Annotated in this window: 17 protein-coding genes; 12 read left to right on the top strand and 5 right to left on the bottom strand. The window is 72.8% G+C overall.

Annotated elements, in window-relative coordinates; genetic code table 11:
• Window positions 1-45: 45 nt before the first annotated feature.
• From ACFY2Q_RS10045 to ACFY2Q_RS10015, 7 genes are all read left to right on the top strand, one after another.
• On the top strand, window positions 46-1860 hold the full coding sequence (locus ACFY2Q_RS10045) for an AMP-dependent synthetase/ligase (protein ID WP_387128880.1): 1815 nt from the start codon (window positions 46-48) through the stop codon (window positions 1858-1860).
• Window positions 1861-1874: 14 nt separating this feature from the next.
• Window positions 1875-3566 (top strand): GAF domain-containing sensor histidine kinase, encoded by a 1692-nt coding sequence (locus ACFY2Q_RS10040; RefSeq protein WP_387128878.1) that lies wholly within the window; start codon window positions 1875-1877, stop codon window positions 3564-3566.
• Window positions 3567-3573: 7 nt separating this feature from the next.
• Window positions 3574-4242 (top strand): response regulator transcription factor, encoded by a 669-nt coding sequence (locus tag ACFY2Q_RS10035; RefSeq protein WP_007072219.1) that lies wholly within the window; start codon window positions 3574-3576, stop codon window positions 4240-4242.
• 183 nt (window positions 4243-4425) lie between these two features.
• Entirely contained in the window at window positions 4426-5235 is an 810-nt protein-coding gene (locus ACFY2Q_RS10030; RefSeq protein WP_387128877.1) for an SAM-dependent methyltransferase, read from the top strand.
• A gap of 79 nt (window positions 5236-5314) precedes the next feature.
• Complete coding sequence (locus ACFY2Q_RS10025) at window positions 5315-6973, top strand: putative bifunctional diguanylate cyclase/phosphodiesterase (protein WP_387129128.1); 1659 nt, start codon at window positions 5315-5317, stop codon at window positions 6971-6973.
• A 91-nt stretch (window positions 6974-7064) separates the two neighbouring features.
• Window positions 7065-7649 (top strand): TetR/AcrR family transcriptional regulator, encoded by a 585-nt coding sequence (locus tag ACFY2Q_RS10020; protein WP_387128876.1) that lies wholly within the window; start codon window positions 7065-7067, stop codon window positions 7647-7649.
• A 22-nt stretch (window positions 7650-7671) separates the two neighbouring features.
• Window positions 7672-8340: a lysophospholipid acyltransferase family protein gene (locus tag ACFY2Q_RS10015; protein WP_387128874.1), complete on the top strand. Its 669-nt coding sequence runs from the start codon at window positions 7672-7674 to the stop codon at window positions 8338-8340.
• 7 nt (window positions 8341-8347) lie between these two features.
• Here ACFY2Q_RS10015 and ACFY2Q_RS10010 read toward each other — a convergent pair whose 3' ends face one another.
• The 4 genes from ACFY2Q_RS10010 to ACFY2Q_RS09995 all read right to left on the bottom strand — a co-directional run bounded on the left by ACFY2Q_RS10010 (window position 8348) and on the right by ACFY2Q_RS09995 (window position 12780).
• Window positions 8348-9472, bottom strand: coding sequence for a glycosyltransferase family 4 protein (locus ACFY2Q_RS10010; RefSeq protein WP_387128873.1), 1125 nt, complete (start codon window positions 9470-9472; stop codon window positions 8348-8350).
• A complete protein-coding gene (locus ACFY2Q_RS10005) occupies window positions 9469-10728 on the bottom strand; it encodes a M48 family metallopeptidase (protein ID WP_387128871.1) in 1260 nt (419 codons plus the stop codon). The genes ACFY2Q_RS10010 and ACFY2Q_RS10005 overlap by 4 nt, the downstream gene beginning before the upstream one ends.
• Before the next feature lie 156 nt (window positions 10729-10884).
• Window positions 10885-11103, bottom strand: a complete 219-nt coding sequence (locus ACFY2Q_RS10000) for a hypothetical protein (RefSeq protein WP_387129127.1) — start codon at window positions 11101-11103, stop codon at window positions 10885-10887.
• Between the two features lie 243 nt (window positions 11104-11346).
• Complete coding sequence (locus ACFY2Q_RS09995) at window positions 11347-12780, bottom strand: NYN domain-containing protein (RefSeq protein WP_387128869.1); 1434 nt, start codon at window positions 12778-12780, stop codon at window positions 11347-11349.
• 127 nt (window positions 12781-12907) lie between these two features.
• Between ACFY2Q_RS09995 and ACFY2Q_RS09990 the strand changes: the two genes are divergently transcribed.
• The 5 genes from ACFY2Q_RS09990 (at window position 12908) to ACFY2Q_RS09970 (ending at window position 18406) form a co-directional block, all read left to right on the top strand.
• Window positions 12908-14659: a DEDD exonuclease domain-containing protein gene (locus ACFY2Q_RS09990; RefSeq protein WP_387128867.1), complete on the top strand. Its 1752-nt coding sequence runs from the start codon at window positions 12908-12910 to the stop codon at window positions 14657-14659.
• 128 nt (window positions 14660-14787) lie between these two features.
• Window positions 14788-16581 carry a RelA/SpoT family protein gene (locus tag ACFY2Q_RS09985; protein WP_387129125.1) on the top strand — a complete coding sequence of 598 codons (1794 nt, stop codon included), beginning with the start codon at window positions 14788-14790 and terminating at the stop codon, window positions 16579-16581.
• A gap of 53 nt (window positions 16582-16634) precedes the next feature.
• Window positions 16635-17177: an NUDIX hydrolase gene (locus tag ACFY2Q_RS09980; RefSeq protein WP_387128865.1), complete on the top strand. Its 543-nt coding sequence runs from the start codon at window positions 16635-16637 to the stop codon at window positions 17175-17177.
• Complete coding sequence (locus ACFY2Q_RS09975) at window positions 17174-18040, top strand: NDP-sugar synthase (RefSeq protein WP_387128864.1); 867 nt, start codon at window positions 17174-17176, stop codon at window positions 18038-18040. The genes ACFY2Q_RS09980 and ACFY2Q_RS09975 overlap by 4 nt, the downstream gene beginning before the upstream one ends.
• A gap of 78 nt (window positions 18041-18118) precedes the next feature.
• Window positions 18119-18406 (top strand): Lrp/AsnC family transcriptional regulator, encoded by a 288-nt coding sequence (locus ACFY2Q_RS09970; protein WP_387128863.1) that lies wholly within the window; start codon window positions 18119-18121, stop codon window positions 18404-18406.
• Between the two features lie 86 nt (window positions 18407-18492).
• Here ACFY2Q_RS09970 and ACFY2Q_RS09965 read toward each other — a convergent pair whose 3' ends face one another.
• A complete protein-coding gene (locus tag ACFY2Q_RS09965) occupies window positions 18493-19182 on the bottom strand; it encodes a DUF4142 domain-containing protein (RefSeq protein ID WP_387128861.1) in 690 nt (229 codons plus the stop codon).
• Window positions 19183-19263 lie beyond the last annotated feature (81 nt).

Below are 19263 nucleotides of genomic sequence, written 5' to 3'. Positions count from 1 at the left end.
CCCGGGCGGCGGCCGCCTGGCCAGTGCGAGCACGAAGGAGTGCAGGTGCGCGAGTTCTCTGTTCCGCCGATCGTCACCGTTGGCGAGGCGGCCAACCTCACCGATCCGGTCTGGGACAACGCTGAGGTCGCACCGGACGCCGTCCAGTTCGCCCGCGCCACCCCGTCCCCCGACGGCACCGGCACCACCTGGGCGGAAGTGACATGCCTGCAGTTCCGCGACGAGGTGACGGCGGTGGCCCGCGGGCTGATCGCCGCTGGCATCCAGCCGGGCTCCCGGGTCGCACTGATGAGCCGCACCCGCTACGAGTGGACGCTGCTGGATTACGCCATCTGGACGGCCGGCGCGGTCACCGTCCCGATCTACGAGACCTCAAGCGCCGAGCAGGCCGCCTGGATCCTCGCCGACTCCGGCGCGGTCGCCGTGGTGGTGGAGACCAACGCGCACGCCGACCTCATCGCCGGAGTACGCGACCGGGTGCCCGAGCTGGACCACGTCTGGCAGATCGAGCGCGGCGCGGTCGACGAACTGGTCGGCACCGGCGCCGCCGTCGAGCTGGCCGAGGTGGAGCAGCGACGCAAGGCCGTTCGCGCCAGTGACCTGGCCACCATCATCTACACAAGCGGCACCACCGGCCGGCCCAAGGGCTGCATGCTGACCCACCGCAACATGTACGCCGACATCGCCAACGCGGTGCCGGTGCTGCCGAACCTGTTCAACGCCGGCGCGGCCACCCTGCTCTTCCTGCCGCTGGCGCACGCCTTCGCCCGGCTCATCCAGATCGGCGTGGTGCAGACCCGCGCCACAATGGCCCACTGCGCCGACACCAAGAACCTCGTCGCCGATCTGCAGGACTTCCGGCCCACATTCGTGCTCTCCGTACCCCGGGTGTTCGAGAAGGTCTACAACGGGGCCAAGCAGAAGGCCGAGGCCGGCGGCAAGGGTGGCATCTTCGCCCGCGCCGAGCAGGTCGCCATCGCGTACAGCGAGGCGTTGGAGACGCCGCGCGGGCCCAGCCTGGTGCTGCGCGCCCAGCACGCGGTCTTCGACCGGCTGGTCTACCGCAAGCTGCGCGCGGCGCTCGGCGGCAGGTGCCGCGACGCCATCTCCGGCGGCGCGCCGCTCGGCGCCCGGCTCGGTCACTTCTACCGCGGCATCGGCGTGACGATCCTGGAGGGCTACGGGCTGACCGAGACCTCGCCGGCCGCCGCCGCGAACCTGCCCACCGGCACCCGGATCGGCACGGTCGGGCGTCCGCTGCCCGGCGTGACAGTGCGCATCGAGGACGACGGCGAGATCCTGATCGCCGGCGAGCTGATCTTCCAGGGCTACTGGCACAACGAGGTGGCGACCGCCGAGGCGCTGAGCCCCGACGGCTGGTTCCGCACCGGCGACCTGGGCCAGCTCGACGACGACGGCTACCTCACCATCACCGGCCGCAAGAAGGAGCTGATCGTCACCGCGGCGGGCAAGAACGTCGCCCCGGCGGTGCTGGAGGACCTGGTCCGGGCACATCCGCTGATCAGCCAGTGCGTGGTCGTCGGCGACCGCCAGCCGTTCATCGCGGCGCTTGTCACAATCGACGAGGAGGCGTTGCCGGCGTTCCTGGAGAACGCCGGGTTGACCGCCGGCACACCTGTCGAGCAGCTGCGCGAGCACGAGGCCCTGCGGGCGGAGATCCAGTCCGCCATCGACACCGCGAACCAGTCCGTCTCCAGGGCCGAGGCGATCAAGGTCTTCCGGATCCTGCCGCAGGACTTCACCGAGACCACAGGTGAGCTGACCCCGTCGCTGAAGGTCAAGCGACAGGTCGTGCACAAGACGTACGCGGCGGAAATCGCCGATATCTATCGGGGCTGACTACCATCCGTCACGTGCCCGCATCCACAACCGCCGCATCGCAGCCGCATCCCCTCGCCCTGGCCGCCCGCCTGGTGATGCTGGCGCTTGTGGCGATCCTTACCCTGTTCGCCACAAGCGACGTCACCGAACTGTGGTGGATCGCGCTGCTGGCGGTCGCCGGGCTGCCCGCGCTGCTGGCCCCCCAGCACCGGCTGATCGGGCCGCTGAGCCGGATGGCCGAAGTCGTGGTGGTGGGGCTGGCCGCCAGCCAGGTGGCCGCGGTCGCGTCGACTGACGGCACAGTCGGCGGGCTCGGCGCCTCGGCGGTGCTCCCCTACCTGGCGGTGCCGGTGACCGTCACCGCGCTGCGTCGCCGCTTCGCCGAGAGCGCCGCGCTGCTCGTGGTGGCCGCCGCCACGCTGCTGGTCAGCGGCGCGTTGACCGAGGTCGGCGACGGGCGTCAGCTCGGGCAGCTCGGCTACCTCGCGGTCTGTGCGCAGTGGCTGGTCCTGGCCACCTTCGGGCTCTACGCCGCCAGCACCCTGCACCGGATGATCGCCGTACGCGCCGAGAGCAAGCCGCAGCCGTACGCCGAGGCGACCCGGCTGCTGACCCAGCTGCGGACGGTGGCCCGGCAACTGCCCGGCGCGACGCTGGACCCGGGCGGCATCTCCGAGCACCTGCTGGAGGAGCTGCGGACGGTCGCCCGTGCCGACCGGGGCGCGGTGCTGTCGGCCAGCGGAGGCGGGCGGCTCGTGGTGCTCGCCCAGGCCGGGGTGGACCGGGTGGACTGGGAGACGACGCTCGACGCGGACTCGGCGATCGCCGACGCCTGGGCCAGTCAGCAGGCGCAGACGGCGGCGCGGTCGCAGACCCGCTCGCACCGGGGCGGCGACGTCTCCGCGCTTATCGTCCCGCTGGTCGCCGGGGTGCGCACGGTGGGGCTTGTGGTGCTGGAGGCCGACGCCGCGCAGGCGTACCCCCCGCCGGTGGTGTCCCGGGTGACCGGCCTGACCCAGCCTGCCGCGCTGCGGCTGGAGGCGGCGCTGCTCTTCGACGAGGTGCGCTCGCTTGCGACGAACGAGGAGCGCCAGCGGCTGGCCCGGGAGATCCACGACGGGGTGGCACAGGAGTTGGTGATGGTCGGCTACGGCATCGACAACGCCCTCGCCACGGTCTTCGACGACGCGGACGAGACCGCCGAGGCGCTGCGGACGTTGCGCGCCGAGGTGACGCGGGTGATCACTGAGCTGCGGCTGAGCCTGTTCGAGTTGCGCAGTGAAGTGGACCGGCAGGGTGGGCTGGCCGCGGCGATCGCCGAGTACGCTCGGACAGTGGGTGCCTCCGGCGGCCTGCGGGTGCACCTGTCGCTCGACGAGTCGACCGCTCGGCTGCCGGCCGCCACCGAGGCCGAACTGCTGCGCATCGCCCAGGAGGCGGTGACCAACGCCCGCAAGCACGCGGGGGCATCCAACCTATGGGTCACCTGTGAGGTTGATCCACCCTACGCGCAAATTGAAGTGTCGGATGACGGTCAGGGGATGGCTGACCAGCGCCCCGACGGGCGGTACGGTCTTGCGATCATGGCCGAGAGGGCGGAACGTATCCGGGGCCGGTTGGAGATCAGGCCGCGACAGCCGAGCGGCACGACCGTGGCGGTGGTTCTTGGCACCTCGTCCCGGCGCGATAACGTGCGCGGTAGCGCAGCATCAGAAGGGGAGTAACCCAAGGATGACCACAAGTCCGACACCGGCCACCCGCACCAAGGTCCTCCTTGTCGACGATCATGACCTCATTCGTAAGGGCCTGCGGCACGCCTTCGAGCGTGACCGCCAGTTCGAGGTCGTCGGTGAGGCCGCCACGGCGGCGGAGGGGGTACGCCAGGCCGGTGCCCTACAGCCGGACGTTGTGATCATGGATCTGCGGCTGCCCGACGGCAGCGGCCTGGAGGCCACGCGGGCGCTGCGCAAGTCCAGCGCGTCGATGGGCATCGTGGTGCTGACCATGTATGCCGGCGACGACCAGCTCTTCGGTGCTCTGGAGGCCGGCGCCAGCGCGTTCGTGCCGAAGACCGCGCCGGCCGACGAGGTGGTGGCCGCCGCGCGGCACGCCGCCTCCTCCCCCAGCGCGTTCACCGCCGCCGACCTGGCCGAGGCGATGAAGCGTCGACTCGCGCCGTCCGGCCCGCAGCTCTCCCCCCGCGAGGGGCAGGTGCTGCGACTGCTGGCCGACGGGATGAGCGTGGCGGGCATCGCCAAGCAGCTGTTCGTCAGCGAGTCGACGGCCAAGACGCACATCTCCAAGCTCTACGAGAAGCTCGGGGCCGCCAACCGGGCGCAGGCGCTGATGACGGCGCTGCGGCTGGGCCTTCTTGAGGCACCGGACGCCCCGAAGTTCTGAGCCCCACCCGCTCATCGAGCGGATCGCCCCGCCCGAAGTCCGCGCCCGCTTCCCGCTGGCGCGGACTTCGCGTATCGACCGCTGTCGCGGGCAACCTGGCGGCAGGCTATGGTCTGGCGGTCCCGACGGGGGCACAATACCCGCGCGGGCGATGCTCGCATCGCGGACTCAAGGGGTGAGCGCATGCAGCGGCCGGACTGGGCACCCGACACCATCGACATCGAGCGCCCGAGCGTCGCGCGGATGTACGACTACTACCTCGGCGGCTCGCACAACTTCGCCGTCGACCGAGCCGCGGCTCAGGCGATGGTGGCCGCCGTCCCGCAGGCGCCGTTGATGGCCCAGGCCAACCGGGCGTTTCTGCGCCGAGCGGTGAGTCACCTCGCCGAGGCCGGCGTTCGACAGTTCCTGGACATCGGCTCGGGCATCCCCACTGTCGGCAACGTGCACGAGATCGCCCAGCGGATCGACCCGCGGTCGCGGGTGGTCTATGTGGACGTCGACCCGGTCGCTGTGGCGCACAGCCGGGAGATCCTGGCCGGCAACGACCGCGCCGCCGTGGTGCAGGAGGACCTGCGGCACCCGGAGCGGATCCTGGCCCACCCGGACGTTCGCAAGCTGCTCGACCTGAGCCAGCCGGTGGCCGTGATGATCGTCGCCGTGCTGCATTTCGTCTCCGACGAGGACCGGCCGGCGGAGGTGCTGCGGACCCTGCGCGACGCGCTGGCCCCCGGCAGCTACCTGGTGCTGTCGCAGGCAAGCGACGAGGGACGCCGCGAGGACGAGCGGGCCGAGGCGGAGCGGGTCTACCAGCGCACCGACAATCCGCTGTGGGTCCGCAGCCGGGCCGAGCTGACCGCGCTCTTCGACGGCTTCGAGCTTGTCGACCCGGGCGTGGTCTGGGTGCCGCAGTGGCGACCGGACACCCCGGAGAGCGCGGAGGACGCCGAGCGTGCGGTCTTCATGGGCGGCGTCGGGCGACTCGGTGAGTGAGTCGCCCGGGGCGGACACCCACCCGGGCACCTTCGCCCGCGCCTGGGCCAAGGCGGTCTCCGGCACGAGCTACCTGCCGATGACCCAGGCCCAGCTCGAAGCCCTGCTGCACCGGCTCACCGGGCAGCTGGCCGGCGCGCTGCTCGCCGAGCCGTTCGACCTGCGGTCCGGGCACCGGGTCGGCGCCGAGTTGGTCGCCGCGCACATCGCCTCCGCCGAAGGGCTGGGTCGTACCGTCGAGGTGATCCAGCTGCGGCTCGTGCGTGACCTCGGGTTGGTGGCCGAGGACGTCGAGGACCGGATGGCGCGGCTGCTGGCAGCGGTGGCGACCGGCTACGCCCGCGCGCTTCGCGACCGGACGCTCGACGAGCAGGAGTCGATCCGCCGGGCCGCGATGATGGCCCGGTCGCAGGCCGAGCGCGCCCTGCGGGCCAGCGAGGCGCGGTTTCGCCACCAGGCCACCCACGACCCGCTCACCGGCCTGCCGAACCGGACGCTGTTCACCGAGCGGCTCACCGCCGCGCTCAACGAGCCGGGTCGGGGCGCCCAGCGCGTCGGTGTGTGCTTCCTCGACCTGGACCGGTTCAAGGTTGTCAACGACAGCCTGGGACACCAGGTCGGCGACCGGCTGCTGACAATGGTGGCCGAGCAGTTGCACCAGACGCTCGGCGAGCACCTGGTGGCCCGGCTCGGTGGTGACGAGTTCGTCATCCTGGTGGAGGGCAGCGGTGGCACCGACGACATGGTGAAGGTGGCCGAGGCCGCCCTGGCGGCGGTCCGGGAGCCGAGGTCGGTCGACGGGCACGAGTTGCAGGTGTCGGCGAGCATCGGCATCGTCGAGCGCCAGGTCGCCGGGGCCGACCCCAGCGACCTGATGCGGGCCGCCGACAGCACCCTGCACTGGGCGAAGGCGGCCGGCGGGGCGCGCTGGGCGCTCTACGACGCCGAGCGCAACCGCCGCGAGCTGGCCCGGTACGCCCTCTCCGCGGCCATCCCGGCGGCCCTCGACCGTGGCGAGTTCTACCTCGACTACCAGCCGCTCACCTCGCTTCGCGACGGCCGGCTGCTCGGCGTGGAGGCGCTGGTCCGCTGGCGCCACCCGGAGTTGGGCGTGCTGCGGCCGGACAGCTTCATCGAGTTGGCCGAGGAGACCGGCCTGATCGTGCAACTGGGCGGCTGGGTGCTGGCCGAGGCGTGCCGGGAGGCGGAGGCCTGGTCGGCCGGTGGCGCGCAGGCGCCGTTCGTGAGCGTCAACCTGGCCGTCCGGCAGGTGCATCGGCCCGGCCTGGTGCAGGACGTGCTCGCCCTGCTCCAGCAGACCGGGCTTCCGCCGGAGCGGCTCCAACTGGAGATCACCGAGAGCACGATGATGAGCACCGCCGAGGAGCCGGTACGCGCGCTGCGGGTGCTTGCCGATCTCGGGGTGCGGATCGCCATCGACGACTTCGGCACCGGCTACAGCAATCTGGCGTACCTGCGGGACCTGCCGGTCACCGAACTGAAGGTCGCCGGGGAGTTCGTGGCAGGCCTGCGGTCGCCCGCGGTGGGGCGTACCGACGAGCGGATTCTCGCGTCGCTTGTCTCGTTGGCGCACGCACTGGACCTGACGGTCACCGCCGAGGGGGTGGAGACCGCCGGGCAGGCCGAGCGGCTGCGGGCGATCGGTTGCGACGCCGCGCAGGGTTGGCACTTCGGCCCGCCCGCGCCCGCCGACCGCATTCTTGCCCGCATCCGCTGATCGGCGCCGCGCCGGGACCGGCAGGGCGGCGTGTGACATCTCCCAGTCAGAAGCAGTAGACACTGTCTACGACACCTGGTAGACATTGTCTATGAGCGTGGAGGACGCGAGTCTGCGGGCCCGGCTGGTTGCCGTCGGGGTCGACCTGGTGCTGCGCGAGGGCCAGTCGGCGGTGTCGCTGCGGGAGATCGCCCGCCGGGCGGGCGTGTCCCACGGCGCCCCACGCCGCTATTTCCCCACCCACGTCGACCTGCTCTCCGCCATCGCCCGGGAGGGCTACGCCGACCTCAGCGAACGCATCGAGCAGACGATGCGCGAGGCCGGGCCGGACCCGCGTGCCCGCCTGGTGGCCCTGGGACGGACGTACCTGGACTTCGCGGCGGAGCACCGTGGCATGTTCGAGCTGATGTTCCGGCACGACCTGCTGGCCAGCGGCCGCCTGCGGCTGCGCGAGACGAGCCTGCCGCTCTTCACCGACCTGTCCGACCTGGTGGCCCAGGTACGCCGGCCGACCGACGCCCCCGTCCCGGTCCTGGCCGGCGCGCTCTGGGCCAACCTGCACGGCATCGCCCAACTCTGGGCGTGGGGCAGCCTGCCGCTGGCCACCGGCACCACCGACGACGACGCACTGCTGCACGCCGCACTCGACGCACACCTCGGCCCCGCCGCCAGGTGAACCCCAACCACCCGGAGAACCCGTGCCCCTGCTGTACGACATCACCAAGCTGACCGTCGGCGCCGCGCTGCGGCTGGGCTGGCAGCCCCAGGTGCACGGGCTGGAGCATCTCCCCCGGCACAGCGGCGCGATCCTGGCCGGCAACCACCTGTCCGTCGCCGACGAGTTGTTCCTGGTCACGGCGGCCCCCCGGCACGTCACCTTCTGGGCCAAGTCGGAGTACTTCACCGGGCATGGCCCGAGCGGCTGGCTCAACCGGCAGATCGTCCACGGCATGGGCGCGATCCCTGTCGAACGCGGCGGCGGTCGGGCCGCACTCAGCGCCCTCGACGCCGCCGTGCCGGTGCTGCGCGCCGGTGGCCTCGTCGCCATCTACCCGGAGGGCACCCGCTCCCCCGACGGGCGGCTCTACCGAGGCCGCACCGGCATGACCCGACTGGCCCGCGACGCCGAGGTGCCGATCATCCCGGTCGGCGTGCTCGGCACCGCCGAGGTGCTGCCCGTCGACGCGCGGCTGCCCCGCCGCCACCCGATCACCCTGCGGTTCGGCCCGCCGATCCCGGTCGCCGGCCGCATCCACGGGCCGCGCGACATCCGGACCGTCACCGACGAGGTGATGGCCGCGATCCAGAAGCTCACCGGCCAGGAGTACGTGCCGCACCACGCCCCGCCACGGCCGGCGAGCAGCTGAGCGGCTGTCAACCGGCGAGCAGGGCCGCCATCCGCTCGGCCTGCGCCTCCCAGCGCCACTCCCGCTCCACCCACGCCCGGCCCGCCGCGCCCAACTGGCGGGCCAGATCCCGGTCGGCGAGCAGCCGGGCCACCCGGTCGGCGAGCTGGGCGACGTCCCGCCCCGGGACCACGAACCCGGTCTCGCCCTCGCGGACCGCGTCCGGCGCGCCCCCGGAGTCGCCCGCCACCACGGGCAGGCCGGTGGCGGACGCCTCCAGGTAGACGATGCCGAGCCCCTCCACGTCCAGGCCACGGTTGCGGGTGCGGCAGGGCATCGCGTACACGTCGCCGGCCGCGTAGTGCGCCGGCAGCTCGGCCGACGGCACCGAGCCGGTGAAGACCACGTCCCGCTCGACACCGGCCTGCCGGGCCAGCTTCTCCAATGTCGCCCGGTACGGCCCGCCGCCGACGATCAGCAGCGCCGCGTCGGGCACCCGGCGGCGGATCTCCGGCAGTGCCCGGATCAGCATGTCCTGCCCCTTGCGCGGCACCAGCCGGGACACGCAGACCACCACCGGCCGGTCGGCCAGCCCCAACCGGACGCGGATCGGCTCGCCATCCACCGAGGGGTGGTAGGTGTCGACGTCCACACCGGGCGCCAACCGGCGCAGGTCGGTCACGCCGTCGAGCACCCGGGCCAACCGACTGCGCGTGTATTCCCCGAGGTAGGTGGTCACGTCGACGCCTCGGCCGATCCGGCGCAGCGCCGGACGCGCGGCGGGCAACGCCGCCCAGCCGACCTCGTGACCGTGGGTCTGCGCCACCACCCGACGCACCCCCGCCCGGCGGCGCAGGCCCGCGGCGAGCAGCCCGAGCGGCGCCGCCGCGCCGAACCACACCGTGTCGCAGTCGTACGCGCGGGCCAGCCGAGCCGCCCGCCGGGCGATCAGCGGGGTGGGCAGCAGCACCCGGGTGCGTTCCCGAACCACCTCGAAGGGCTGGTCGGCGTCGAACTTCGCCGCCCCCCGCCAGCTCGACGCGTAGACCACCACCGAGCCGGCCGGCTGCCGCACCGCCAGGTTGTGCACGAAGGACTGGATCCCGCCGGGGCGCGGCGGAAAGTCGTTGGTGATCAGCAGTGTGCGGCTCATCGGCCGGCCTCCCGGGCGTACGCGCGAGCGGCGGCCATCCGCTCCACGGTGGACGGATGCGAGGCCGAGTAGAGGTATTCCCAGCGCGGCGGGTCGGGATCGCCGAGGTTTACCGACCCGAGCCGGCGCTGCATCGACTCGAAGGCCTCCGGGTCACGGGTGAGGGCGAGCGCGTGCGCGTCGGCCCGAGCCTCCACCCGGCGGGACATCAGCGCCTGCGCCGGCGCCGCGACCAGACCGGCCACCGTGACCAGGGCGACCAACAGCGGGAACGCGCGTGGATCGGCGACCGAGTCGACGCCTGCCAGCCGCAACAGCAGCCCCCACGAACCGAGCAGGTAGAGAGCCACCACCGCCGCCGCCGCGCCCAACGCCCCGGTGAGGGTGCCCACCGCCACGTCGGAGTCCTTCGCGTGCCCCAACTCGTGCGCCACGACTGCCGTCACCTCGGCCGGGGTCGCCTCGCGCAGCAGCGTGTCGTAGACGACAACCCGCCGGGTCGGCCCGAGACCGGAGACGTACGCGTTCACCGCACGGGTGCGTCGGGAGGCGTCGGCGACGAGCACGTCGCGGACCGGCACGCCGTCGCGGGCGGCCATGCTCATCAACTCGGTGCGCAGCGGCCCCTGCTCCATCGGGGTGAACTTGTTGAACACCGGCTCCACGAGGACCGGCAGCACGAACGACAGCAGCACCACAAGCAGCGCGGCGCCGGCCGCGCCGACCGCCCACCACCAGCGCGGCGCGAGCCGGATGACCGCGTAGAAGCCGAACAGGGCGACCGCGCCGATCACGGCGCTCACGGCGTACGACTTGAGCAGGTCGACAGCCCAGCCACTCCAGCCGTTGGTGCTCAGCCCGTACCGCGTCAGCACGCTCTGCCGCCAGGCTGAGAACGGCAGGGTGAGCAGGTCGGCGACGAGCACCACGGCGAGCCCACCGAGCACCGCCTGCGCGATCCAGTGCCCTCCGAACGGCCGGCCCACCAGCTCGACCAGGCGGCTGCCCAGCGGGGTGAGGCCGAGCGCGAGGGCGATCAGCAGCCCAATGGCGAGCGCCGCGTATCCGCCCGGGCGCAGCGCGGCCCGGAACTCCCGCCCCCGGGCCACCTGCTCGGCCGGGAGGTCGCGCAGCGCGGCCAACTGGTCGGCGTGGGGGGCCGGCGGCCGGTGCCACGGAATGAGCAGCGCGGCGACCACCACAAGCGCCACTGTCAACCCGGCGAGGGTCAGCAGCGCCCAGCCGCGCGGGGTCACCGGCGCACCGTCACGCCGACGCCGACGCCGACGCCGAGCGTGCCACGGACGGCTTCGCCGTCGTCGCGTCGTACCCCGCTCATCCCCGCCGCTCCTCCCGCCGTGACCGCCCATCCTATGGTCCGCGAAAAGCCGGCTCCGGGCGCGGTGCGGTGCTCAGGCGACCCGGTGGGAGTCGCGGCGGCGGGCGGCGCTGGGGCGTGCGGGCGCTGCCAGCACCTCCACGTCGAAACCGGCCCGAGCGAGCACCTCGATGGCCTGGACCTCGGCGGCGACCAGCCCGGCCGCCGGGGACGACTCGTCGAACAGTGCGGCCACCAGGCAGCCGGAACAACCGGCCCCCTGGCTCGGGCACCCCTCGCAGTCGATGAGCATCACGCCTCCTGATCGGCTCGCGATGCCCGGCCGGCGCACCGTCGCCACCGCCCGAGCACCCTCGGTCACATCGACGCTAGCCACCGGGTACGACAGAAACCGGCCAACCGCCCCGAGCGACCGTTTGAGGGCGAGATCGACTCCAGATCAGCGATATCGGGCTATCCCGCTCGGCAGGACACCCCCACCTCACCGACCTCGTGCAGGGCACGGCCCCGCGGCCGGCCCGAGCCAGGCACGGGCTCAGGAGCGGGCGAGGCGGCGCAGCAGCGAGTCGGCGCCGAGCGGGTAGGCGCCGTGCCTGCGGACCCCGTCGGCGACCTCGCGGTCGGACGAGACCACGACCACCGGACGCCCCGGCGGTTCGGCGCGGACCAGCCGCCGGATCAGCTCGTCGGCCGTCTCTCCCTTGCGGGAGAAGAGCACCCGAACGCCGCGGGGCGCCGGTGGCAGCCCGTGCATCCGCTCCGCCCCGTCGAACACGACAGTGACCTCGTCGCCGGTCTGCGCGGCGATCCCGCCCAGCCCGGTGATCAGGCGCTTGCGCTGCTGTTCCAGGGACATCTCGCCGAAGCCGCGTTTGGTGACGTTGTAGCCGTCGACCACCAGGTGCGCCCGGGGCAGGGCGAGCAGTTGGTCCAGCCGGGCCGGGTCGTCGGTGTCGCGGGCACGGGCGGCCGGACCGGCCGGGGCGGTGCCCGGCTGCTCGGCGAACGCGTCGGCCACGAAGTCGGCGGGGAGTTTGTCCACCGGGTCGAGGGCCAGCTCGCGGCGCAGCCCGACGGCTGCCTGACCGATGGTCTCCAGCAGCAGCCAGAGCCGCGCATCGTCGACCGAGCGCGCCTCCTTGGCGCTGGCGCGGGCCACCCCGGCCGCCGCCTCCGCCTCGGCGAGCCGGGCGCGGGCGCGACGCAGCTCGGCGTCGACGTCGGCGCTCGCCCGCGCGGCCCGGCCACGCTCGGTGGCCAGCAGCTCGGTGGCCTTGCGCTCGCGGGCCTGGGTCTCCCGCAGGGTACGGGCGAGCTGGCGGGACTCCTCGCGGAGCTGGCCCAGCTCCTCGCGGACGCGCGACAGCTCGCCGCGCAGCTTCTCGGCCTCGACCCGGGCCACCGCCCGGTCGTGCTCGGCACGGGTGGCCCGCTGCTCGGCCTCGCGGACCAACTCGGCGACGACCGCGCTGTCGGCCTCGGCGCGAACGGCAGCGCCGCTGGCGTCGATCAACTCGCGCCAGCTGCGGGGCCGGGCCAGGTAGGCCAGCGCGGCCACCTCGACCGGGTCGGCGGCGGCCGGCGCGGTGCCCTCGATCACGGCCGCGCCGAGGTCGCCGGCGTCGGTCAGCACCCGGGCGGTGACCCGCTGCCGGAACAGCGGATCAGCGGCGAGCTGGGCGGCGATGGCCGGCGCGCCGAGCCGGGCCCGCCGGTTCGGTGCGAACTTGGCCACCCGGCGCAGTGGCACCGGCACCTCGTCGGCGACAAGGGTGGGCAGCACGGCGGCGGTCAAGGCCACGATCCGCTGTCGGACCGGCTCGGGCAACGTGGGCTCGGGTTCGATGACCTGCTCACCGTCGGGAGCCGACGCGGCGTCGGGGCCCGCGTCGGGGTCGCCCACGGCACCGTCGACCGCGACCGGATCCTCCTGCGGGAGGTGGTCGTCGTACGGCTCGGTGAGGGGCATGTGGCAAGTCTCCCACCGTTGGTGGGCCCACCGCCCGGTGAGTGAGCCGATCTCTCATCCTAGCCCCATGACTACTGGTGGGGCCTCTGTGCCGGGAGTGTCGGACCGGGGCGCTAGCGTGCCGCCGATGGCACAGGCGGAGTACGTCCAGGAGTCACTTGCCGGTCTCGACCCGGTGGGCGGGGTGGACCCGGCGCTGCCCCTGTATGCGACCACCTTCGTGGTGGTCGACCTGGAGACCACCGGCGGGGCACCTGACGGCGGCGGCATCACCGAGATCGGTGCGGTGAAGGTGCGCGGGGGCGAGCAGTTGGGCGTGCTTGCCACCCTCGTCAACCCGGGGCAGCCGATCCCGCCGTTCATCACCGTGCTGACCGGGATCACCCAGGCCATGCTGGTGCCGGCGCCGCCGATCGAGCAGGTGCTGCCGAGCTTTCTGGAGTTTCTCGCCGACGCGGTGCTGGTGGCCCACAACGCCCCCTACGACGTGGGCTTCCTCAAGGCCGCCTGCGCCAAGCACGGCTACCGCTGGCCCAATCCGCGCGTGCTGGACACGGCCGCGCTGGCCCGTCGGGTGCTGACCCGCGACGAGGTGCCCAACCGCAAGCTGGGCACCCTGGCCGCCTACTTCCGCACCGCCACCCAGCCCAACCACCGGGCGCTCGACGACGCGAAGGCCACTGTCGACGTGCTGCACGGGCTGATCGGCCGGCTCGGCGGCCACCGGGTGGACACCGTCGGCGAGGCCATCGAGTTCGCCCGCGCCGTCACACCGACCCAGCGCCGCAAGCGCCACCTGGCCGACGGGCTGCCGAAGGTCCCCGGGGTCTACATCTTCCGGGCGGCCGACGACCGACCGCTCTACGTCGGCACCTCCGGCGACATCGCGACACGGGTGCGCAGTTACTTCACCGCCGGCGAGAAGCGCGCCCGGATCTCCGAGATGCTTGCCGCGGCCGAACGGGTCGAGGCGCTGGAGTGCGCACACTCCCTGGAGGCGGAGGTCCGAGAGCTGCGGTTGATCGCCGCGCACGCGCCGCCGTACAACCGGCGGTCGAAATACCCGGAGCGGATGGTCTGGCTCAAGCTGACCGACGGGCCGTACCCCCGGTTGTCGATCGTCCGTGAGATCTCCCCGGCGGACACCGCCTACCTCGGGCCCTTCACCTCCCGGCGATCCGCCGAGCTGGCCGCCGCAGGCTTCCACGACGCCGTGCCGCTGCGCCAGTGCACCCACCGGCTCTCGCTGCGCACCATCACGCCGGCCTGCGCCCTGGCCGAGCTGGGTCGCTGCCCGGCACCCTGCGAGCACAAGATCACCCCTGCGGAGTACGACGACCGCGCGGCGGCGCCGTTTCGCACCGCGACCGCCAGCGACCCGCAGGTGGTGGTGGACGCGCTGCTCGCCCGGATCGAGGTGCTCTCCCGCGACCAGCGCTACGAGGAGGCCGCCGTGACGCGGTCCCGGCTGGCCGCGGTGCTGCGCGCCACAGTGCGGATGCAGCGGCTTGCCGCGCTCACCGGAATCGCCGAGCTGGCCGCCGCCCGGCCGGCCGCTCGGGGCGGCTGGGAGCTGGCCCTGGTCCGCCACGGCCGGCTGGCCGGCGCCGGGGTGTCCCCTCCGGGCGTCCACCCGCGACCCACGCTCAACACCATCCGGGCCACCGCCGAGACGGTGCCGGGCGGGCACGGCCCGGTGCCGTCGGCCACGGCGGAGGAGTCCGAACGCATCCTGTCCTGGTTGGAGCGATCCGAGACCCGGCTCGTCGAGATGTCCTCCGGATGGTCCTCCCCGGCCGGTGGCGCGGGCCGCTTCCGTGACCTGCTGGCGAAGGCCGAGAGCGGAGCGTCCCACCAACTCTCGACCGAACGCTCATGACCAAGTGTCCGATCGGACTACGTCGGCTCGCTTAGGCTGTTAGAGGAGTGCAGTCCTGCCCGTTTCGTGGGCCTGCTCCCGTTCGCCGGGTTCGGCGGGCGGGGAGCCGGGGTGAGGAGGTGTCCCTCGTGGACGTCGACGCCGGACACGGCGCCGCCCTGGGGGGCGCCCTGCCGACCCAGTCGGGTGAGCTGCCACTGACCCGCCGCCTGCGGTCGTTACTCACCTGGCCGACCACCGACTCCGACCCGGTCACCCAGCTGGTTCGCACCCATCGGAGCATCCACTCCGGCACCGACCCGGCGGTGCTGCGCCGGGCGTACACCATCGCGGAGAACATGCACCGCGGGCAGTTCCGCAAGAGCGGCGAACCGTACATCACCCATCCGCTCGCGGTGGCGCAGATCTGCGCCGAACTGGGGATGGACACCACCACTCTGGTGGCGGCGCTGCTGCACGACACCGTCGAGGACACCCGCTACACGCTCCAGGCGCTGTCCGAGGACTTCGGCGGCGAGGTGGCCCACCTGGTCGACGGGGTGACCAAGTTCGACAAGGCGTTCTACGGCAAGGCCGCCGAGGCGGAGACGATCCGCAAGATGATCGTCGCGGCCGCCAAGGACGTCCGGGTGCTGATCATCAAGTTGGCCGACCGGCTGCACAACATGCGCACCCTCGGCGTGCGTTCCGCCGCATCGCGGGAACGGATCGCCCGCAAGACCCAGGAGGTGCTGGTCCCGCTCTGCGACCGGTTGGGCATCCAGAGCCTCAAGCGTGAGCTGGACGACGTGGTGCTGCTGCACCTGGAGCCCGAGGAGCACGCCCGGCTGGCCCGGCACGTGCACGACCGGCCCGGCTGGGACGCATACCTGGATTCGGTGGTGACACGGACCAGGGTGGCGCTGCGCCGCAGCCGGGTCGACGCCGAGGTGTCCCCGCGCCCCCGGCACCTCTACTCGATCTGGAAGGACACCGTCGCCGGCGGTCACACCGCCCCGTACGACCTGCCCCGCATCTCGGTGGTGGTCGACGGCCCGGCCACCGACTGTTACGCAGCGCTGGGCGCGATCCACGGCACCTGGCGACCGGTCCCCGGCCGCTTCAAGGACTTCATCGCCTCGCCGAAGAACAACCTCTACCGCTCACTGCACACAAGCGTCTGCGGCCCGCAGAACCGCACTGTCGAGGTGCTGATCCGCACCGAGGAGATGCACCGGTCGGCCGAGTACGGCATCGCCGCCGACTTCCGCTTCCCGCGCTCCGGCCGGGGCAGCGCGGCTGCCCGCGCCGAGCAGTTGGACTGGCTGCGCCGGGTGCTCGACTGGGAACCGGACGCCGCCGACCCGGCGAAGTTCCTCGAATCGCTGCGCTGCGACCTCGCCGAGGGTCAGATCCAGGTCTTCGCCGACGGGCGTCCGGTGGTGCTTCCGGCCGGTGCCACGCCTGTCGACGTGGCCTACGAGCTGGGCACCGAGCGGGGCGACCACTGCCTCGCCGCCCGGATCAACGGCCGGCTCGCGCCGCTGAGCTCGGAGCTGGACGAGGGCGACGTGGTAGAGATCTTCACCGAGAACGACAGCGATAGCGGCTTCGAGGCCGGCGAGGAACGGCGAGGTCCGCGCCGGGAATGGCTCACTTTCGTCAAGTCGCCGCACGCCCAGATGCAGATCAACCGCTGGTTCGCCGAGCACACCGAGCCGGGCATCACCATTAGCGACAAGGTCCGCCTGGGGCGGGCCACCATCGGGCTGGCCCTGCGCCAGCACAATCGCGGCCTCGCCAGCGACCTGCCGCTGCTGCGGCTCTCCGAGGAGCTGGGCTACCCCGACCTGGAGACCCTGCTGGTCGCGGTCTTCGACCGGGTGCTCGAACCCGACACCGTCGTACGCCAGCTCATCGACCTGGTCGACCATCGGCAGTGACCGGCCCGGCCCCAAGGCATCCGAGGGACATTCGTGACCACTAGCCTGGGGTCATGATCCCCCGTTCCCGTGCCGCTGGTCGGGCCATCTTCTACCAGGCTTTCTATCGGCTGCCGTTGCCGGTGCGCCGACGCCTGGTCCGGCTGGCCGTGCCGAAGTACATCGTCGGCGCGGTCACACTGGTCCGCGACGCCGAGGCCACGGGCGCGGGCCGGTTGCTGCTGCTGCGGCAGCCGCCCGGCCGGGCGTGGTCGCTCCCTGCCGGCCTGCTCAATCGGGCCGAGGCGCCGGTGGTGGGCGCGGCCCGCGAACTGTTCGAGGAGTCCGGCATCCGGCTCCCCCCGTCGCGGCTGCGCCCGGCGGTGCCGAACGCGATCGTGCACGCCAAGGGCTGGGTGGACATGGTCTTCGAGACGGAGGTGCCGGCGTCCGACACCGCGCTGGCGGTCGACGGCGCGGAAGTCTTCGAGGCCGCGTGGCACCCGCTGGACGACCTGCCCAAGCTGACCTGGCCCACAGCCCGGCTGCTCGCCTACTACGACATCGGCCCGCTGGCCGGGCAGTTCCCGCCACCGATCCCCGACACCGCGCCATGACCGGGGCGGGCGGGCCGGCGGACGTCTGCGCGGTGGTGCTTGCCGCCGGCGAGGGCACCCGGCTGCGCCCGCTCACCGAACGGGTGCCCAAGGCGCTCTGCCCGGTGGGCAACGTGCCGCTGCTGGATCGCGCGTTGGCCCGGCTGGCGGGGCTCGACCTGGCCGGCGCGGCCCGGGTCGCGGTGAACGCCTGCTACCTCGCCGACCAGGTGGTGGCACACGTCGGCGACCGCGCTCACCTGTCGGTGGAGCCGGGTGATCCGCTCGGCACCGCGGGTGGGCTTGCCAACCTGCGCGGCTGGATCGACGGACGGCCGGTGCTGGTCGCCAACGCGGACGCGTACCTGGCCGACCCCGCCGCTCCCCCGGGCCCCGACGTGGCAGCGATGCTTGACGGCTGGGACGGGCACACCGTACGCCTGCTCGGTCAGCCCGCCGCGAACCCGACGGCACCGGGCACCTTCGCCGGGCACTGCTTCACAGGCCTGTCGCTGCTGCCCTGGCGGCTCGTCCGCGACCTGCCCGTGGTCCTCTCCGACCTGGTCCGCGCCGTCTGGCGGCCGGCCGAGGCGGCCGGCGCGCTGGAGGTGGTGCCCTACCGGGGGACCTTCTACGACACCGGCACCCCCGCCGACTACCTGAGGGCGAACCTGCACGCCGCCGCCGGTGGCAGCCTGGTCGACCCCTCGGCGATTGTCACCGGTCGCTGTGTGGAGTCGGTGGTAGGCGCCGGTGCGCGGGTGGACGGCGACGTGTGCCGCACTGTGGTGTGGCCGGGCGCGACAGTGCACCCGGGTGAACGGCTGCACGACGCGATCCGGTCCACCGACGGTGGCACCGTGCCGGCCACCGCACACGGCTGAGCGGCACGGGCTCCTGTCTCCGGGCACGGTGTGAACATCTAGCATGGGCGACGACGCCGACGAACGGAGCAATGTGCCGTGATCACCGCGATCGTGCTGATCGACTGCGCCACCGATGCGATCCCCGAGGTGGCGGAGACCCTGGCCAACGTTTCCGGCGTCAGCGAGGTCTACTCGGTGGCCGGGCACGTCGACCTCATCGCCATCGTCCGGGTCCGCGAGTTCGACCAGATCGCCCAGGTCATCGCGGGCAGCATCTCCAAGGTGCCGGGCGTGCTCAACACCGAGTCGCACATCGCGTTCCGGGCGTACTCCCAGCACGACCTCGAGCAGGCCTTCGCGATCGGTCTGGCCAGCACCGACTGACGCCTGTCGGCCGACTGTGGCCGACCCGGACACACGGCGGCCGGTCCACCCGAGCGGGTGAACCGGCCGTCCTGTTACCGCTTACGTCAGCTCTCGCTCGGAGCCGGCGTTTCGGTGGTGCCGCCGCCCGGAGCCGGCGACTCGGTGGTGCCACCCGGGGCCGGCGACTCGGTGCCGGTGCCACCCGGAGCCGGCGACTCAGTGCCGGTGCCGCCCGGGCTGGGCGTACCGCTGGCGCTTGTCTGCGGGACCGGGATACCCAACTGGTTGGCGAGCTGGACCAGCTCGTCATAGTGCGCCTGGAGCGTCGGCAGGGCGGTCTGGGCCAACTGGACCACCGACTGGTCGGAGCCCTGCGAGATCTCCGTCTGGGTGGCCTGGATGGCCTGGACGTGACCAGCCAGCTCACTTGTCACCCAGAGCCTGTCGAACTCCGCGCCGCTGACGTTGTTCAGCTTGTCGATGACCGCCTGCTGATCGGTAGTGGGTTCCTTAGGCAGTTCGACGTTGAGCTGCGACGCGGTCTGCTGCACTGTCTGGTCCAGAGACGTGTGGTCGGTCTTCAACATCGCGCCCAGGTCCTTCACCCCCTGGTCCTGGCCCTTCTGCTCAGCCAGGCCACCGGCGGTGATCTCGAACAGGTTCACCTGGTGCACCGCCTGCAGATACTGGGTGTCCTGCGTTGACGGCTGTGCCGCGGCCTGCGCGGCCGCAGCCGGCGCGACGCCGACAAGTACCAGCGCGGCCAACAGGCCGAGGCGTTTGATACCCAACATGCTTCCCCCCCTTGAGACGTTGGACCGCACGGATACCCGGCTCACGGGGGTTATTCCTGCGATCGCCCGTCGCGCGGGGTC

Origin of the sequence: Micromonospora sp. NPDC000316, assembly GCF_042898885.1 — a bacterium.
Lineage (GTDB): Bacteria > Actinomycetota > Actinomycetes > Mycobacteriales > Micromonosporaceae > Micromonospora.
The sequence above is the reverse complement of the archived record's forward strand: the minus strand, read 5'-3'. Positions and strand labels throughout refer to the sequence as shown.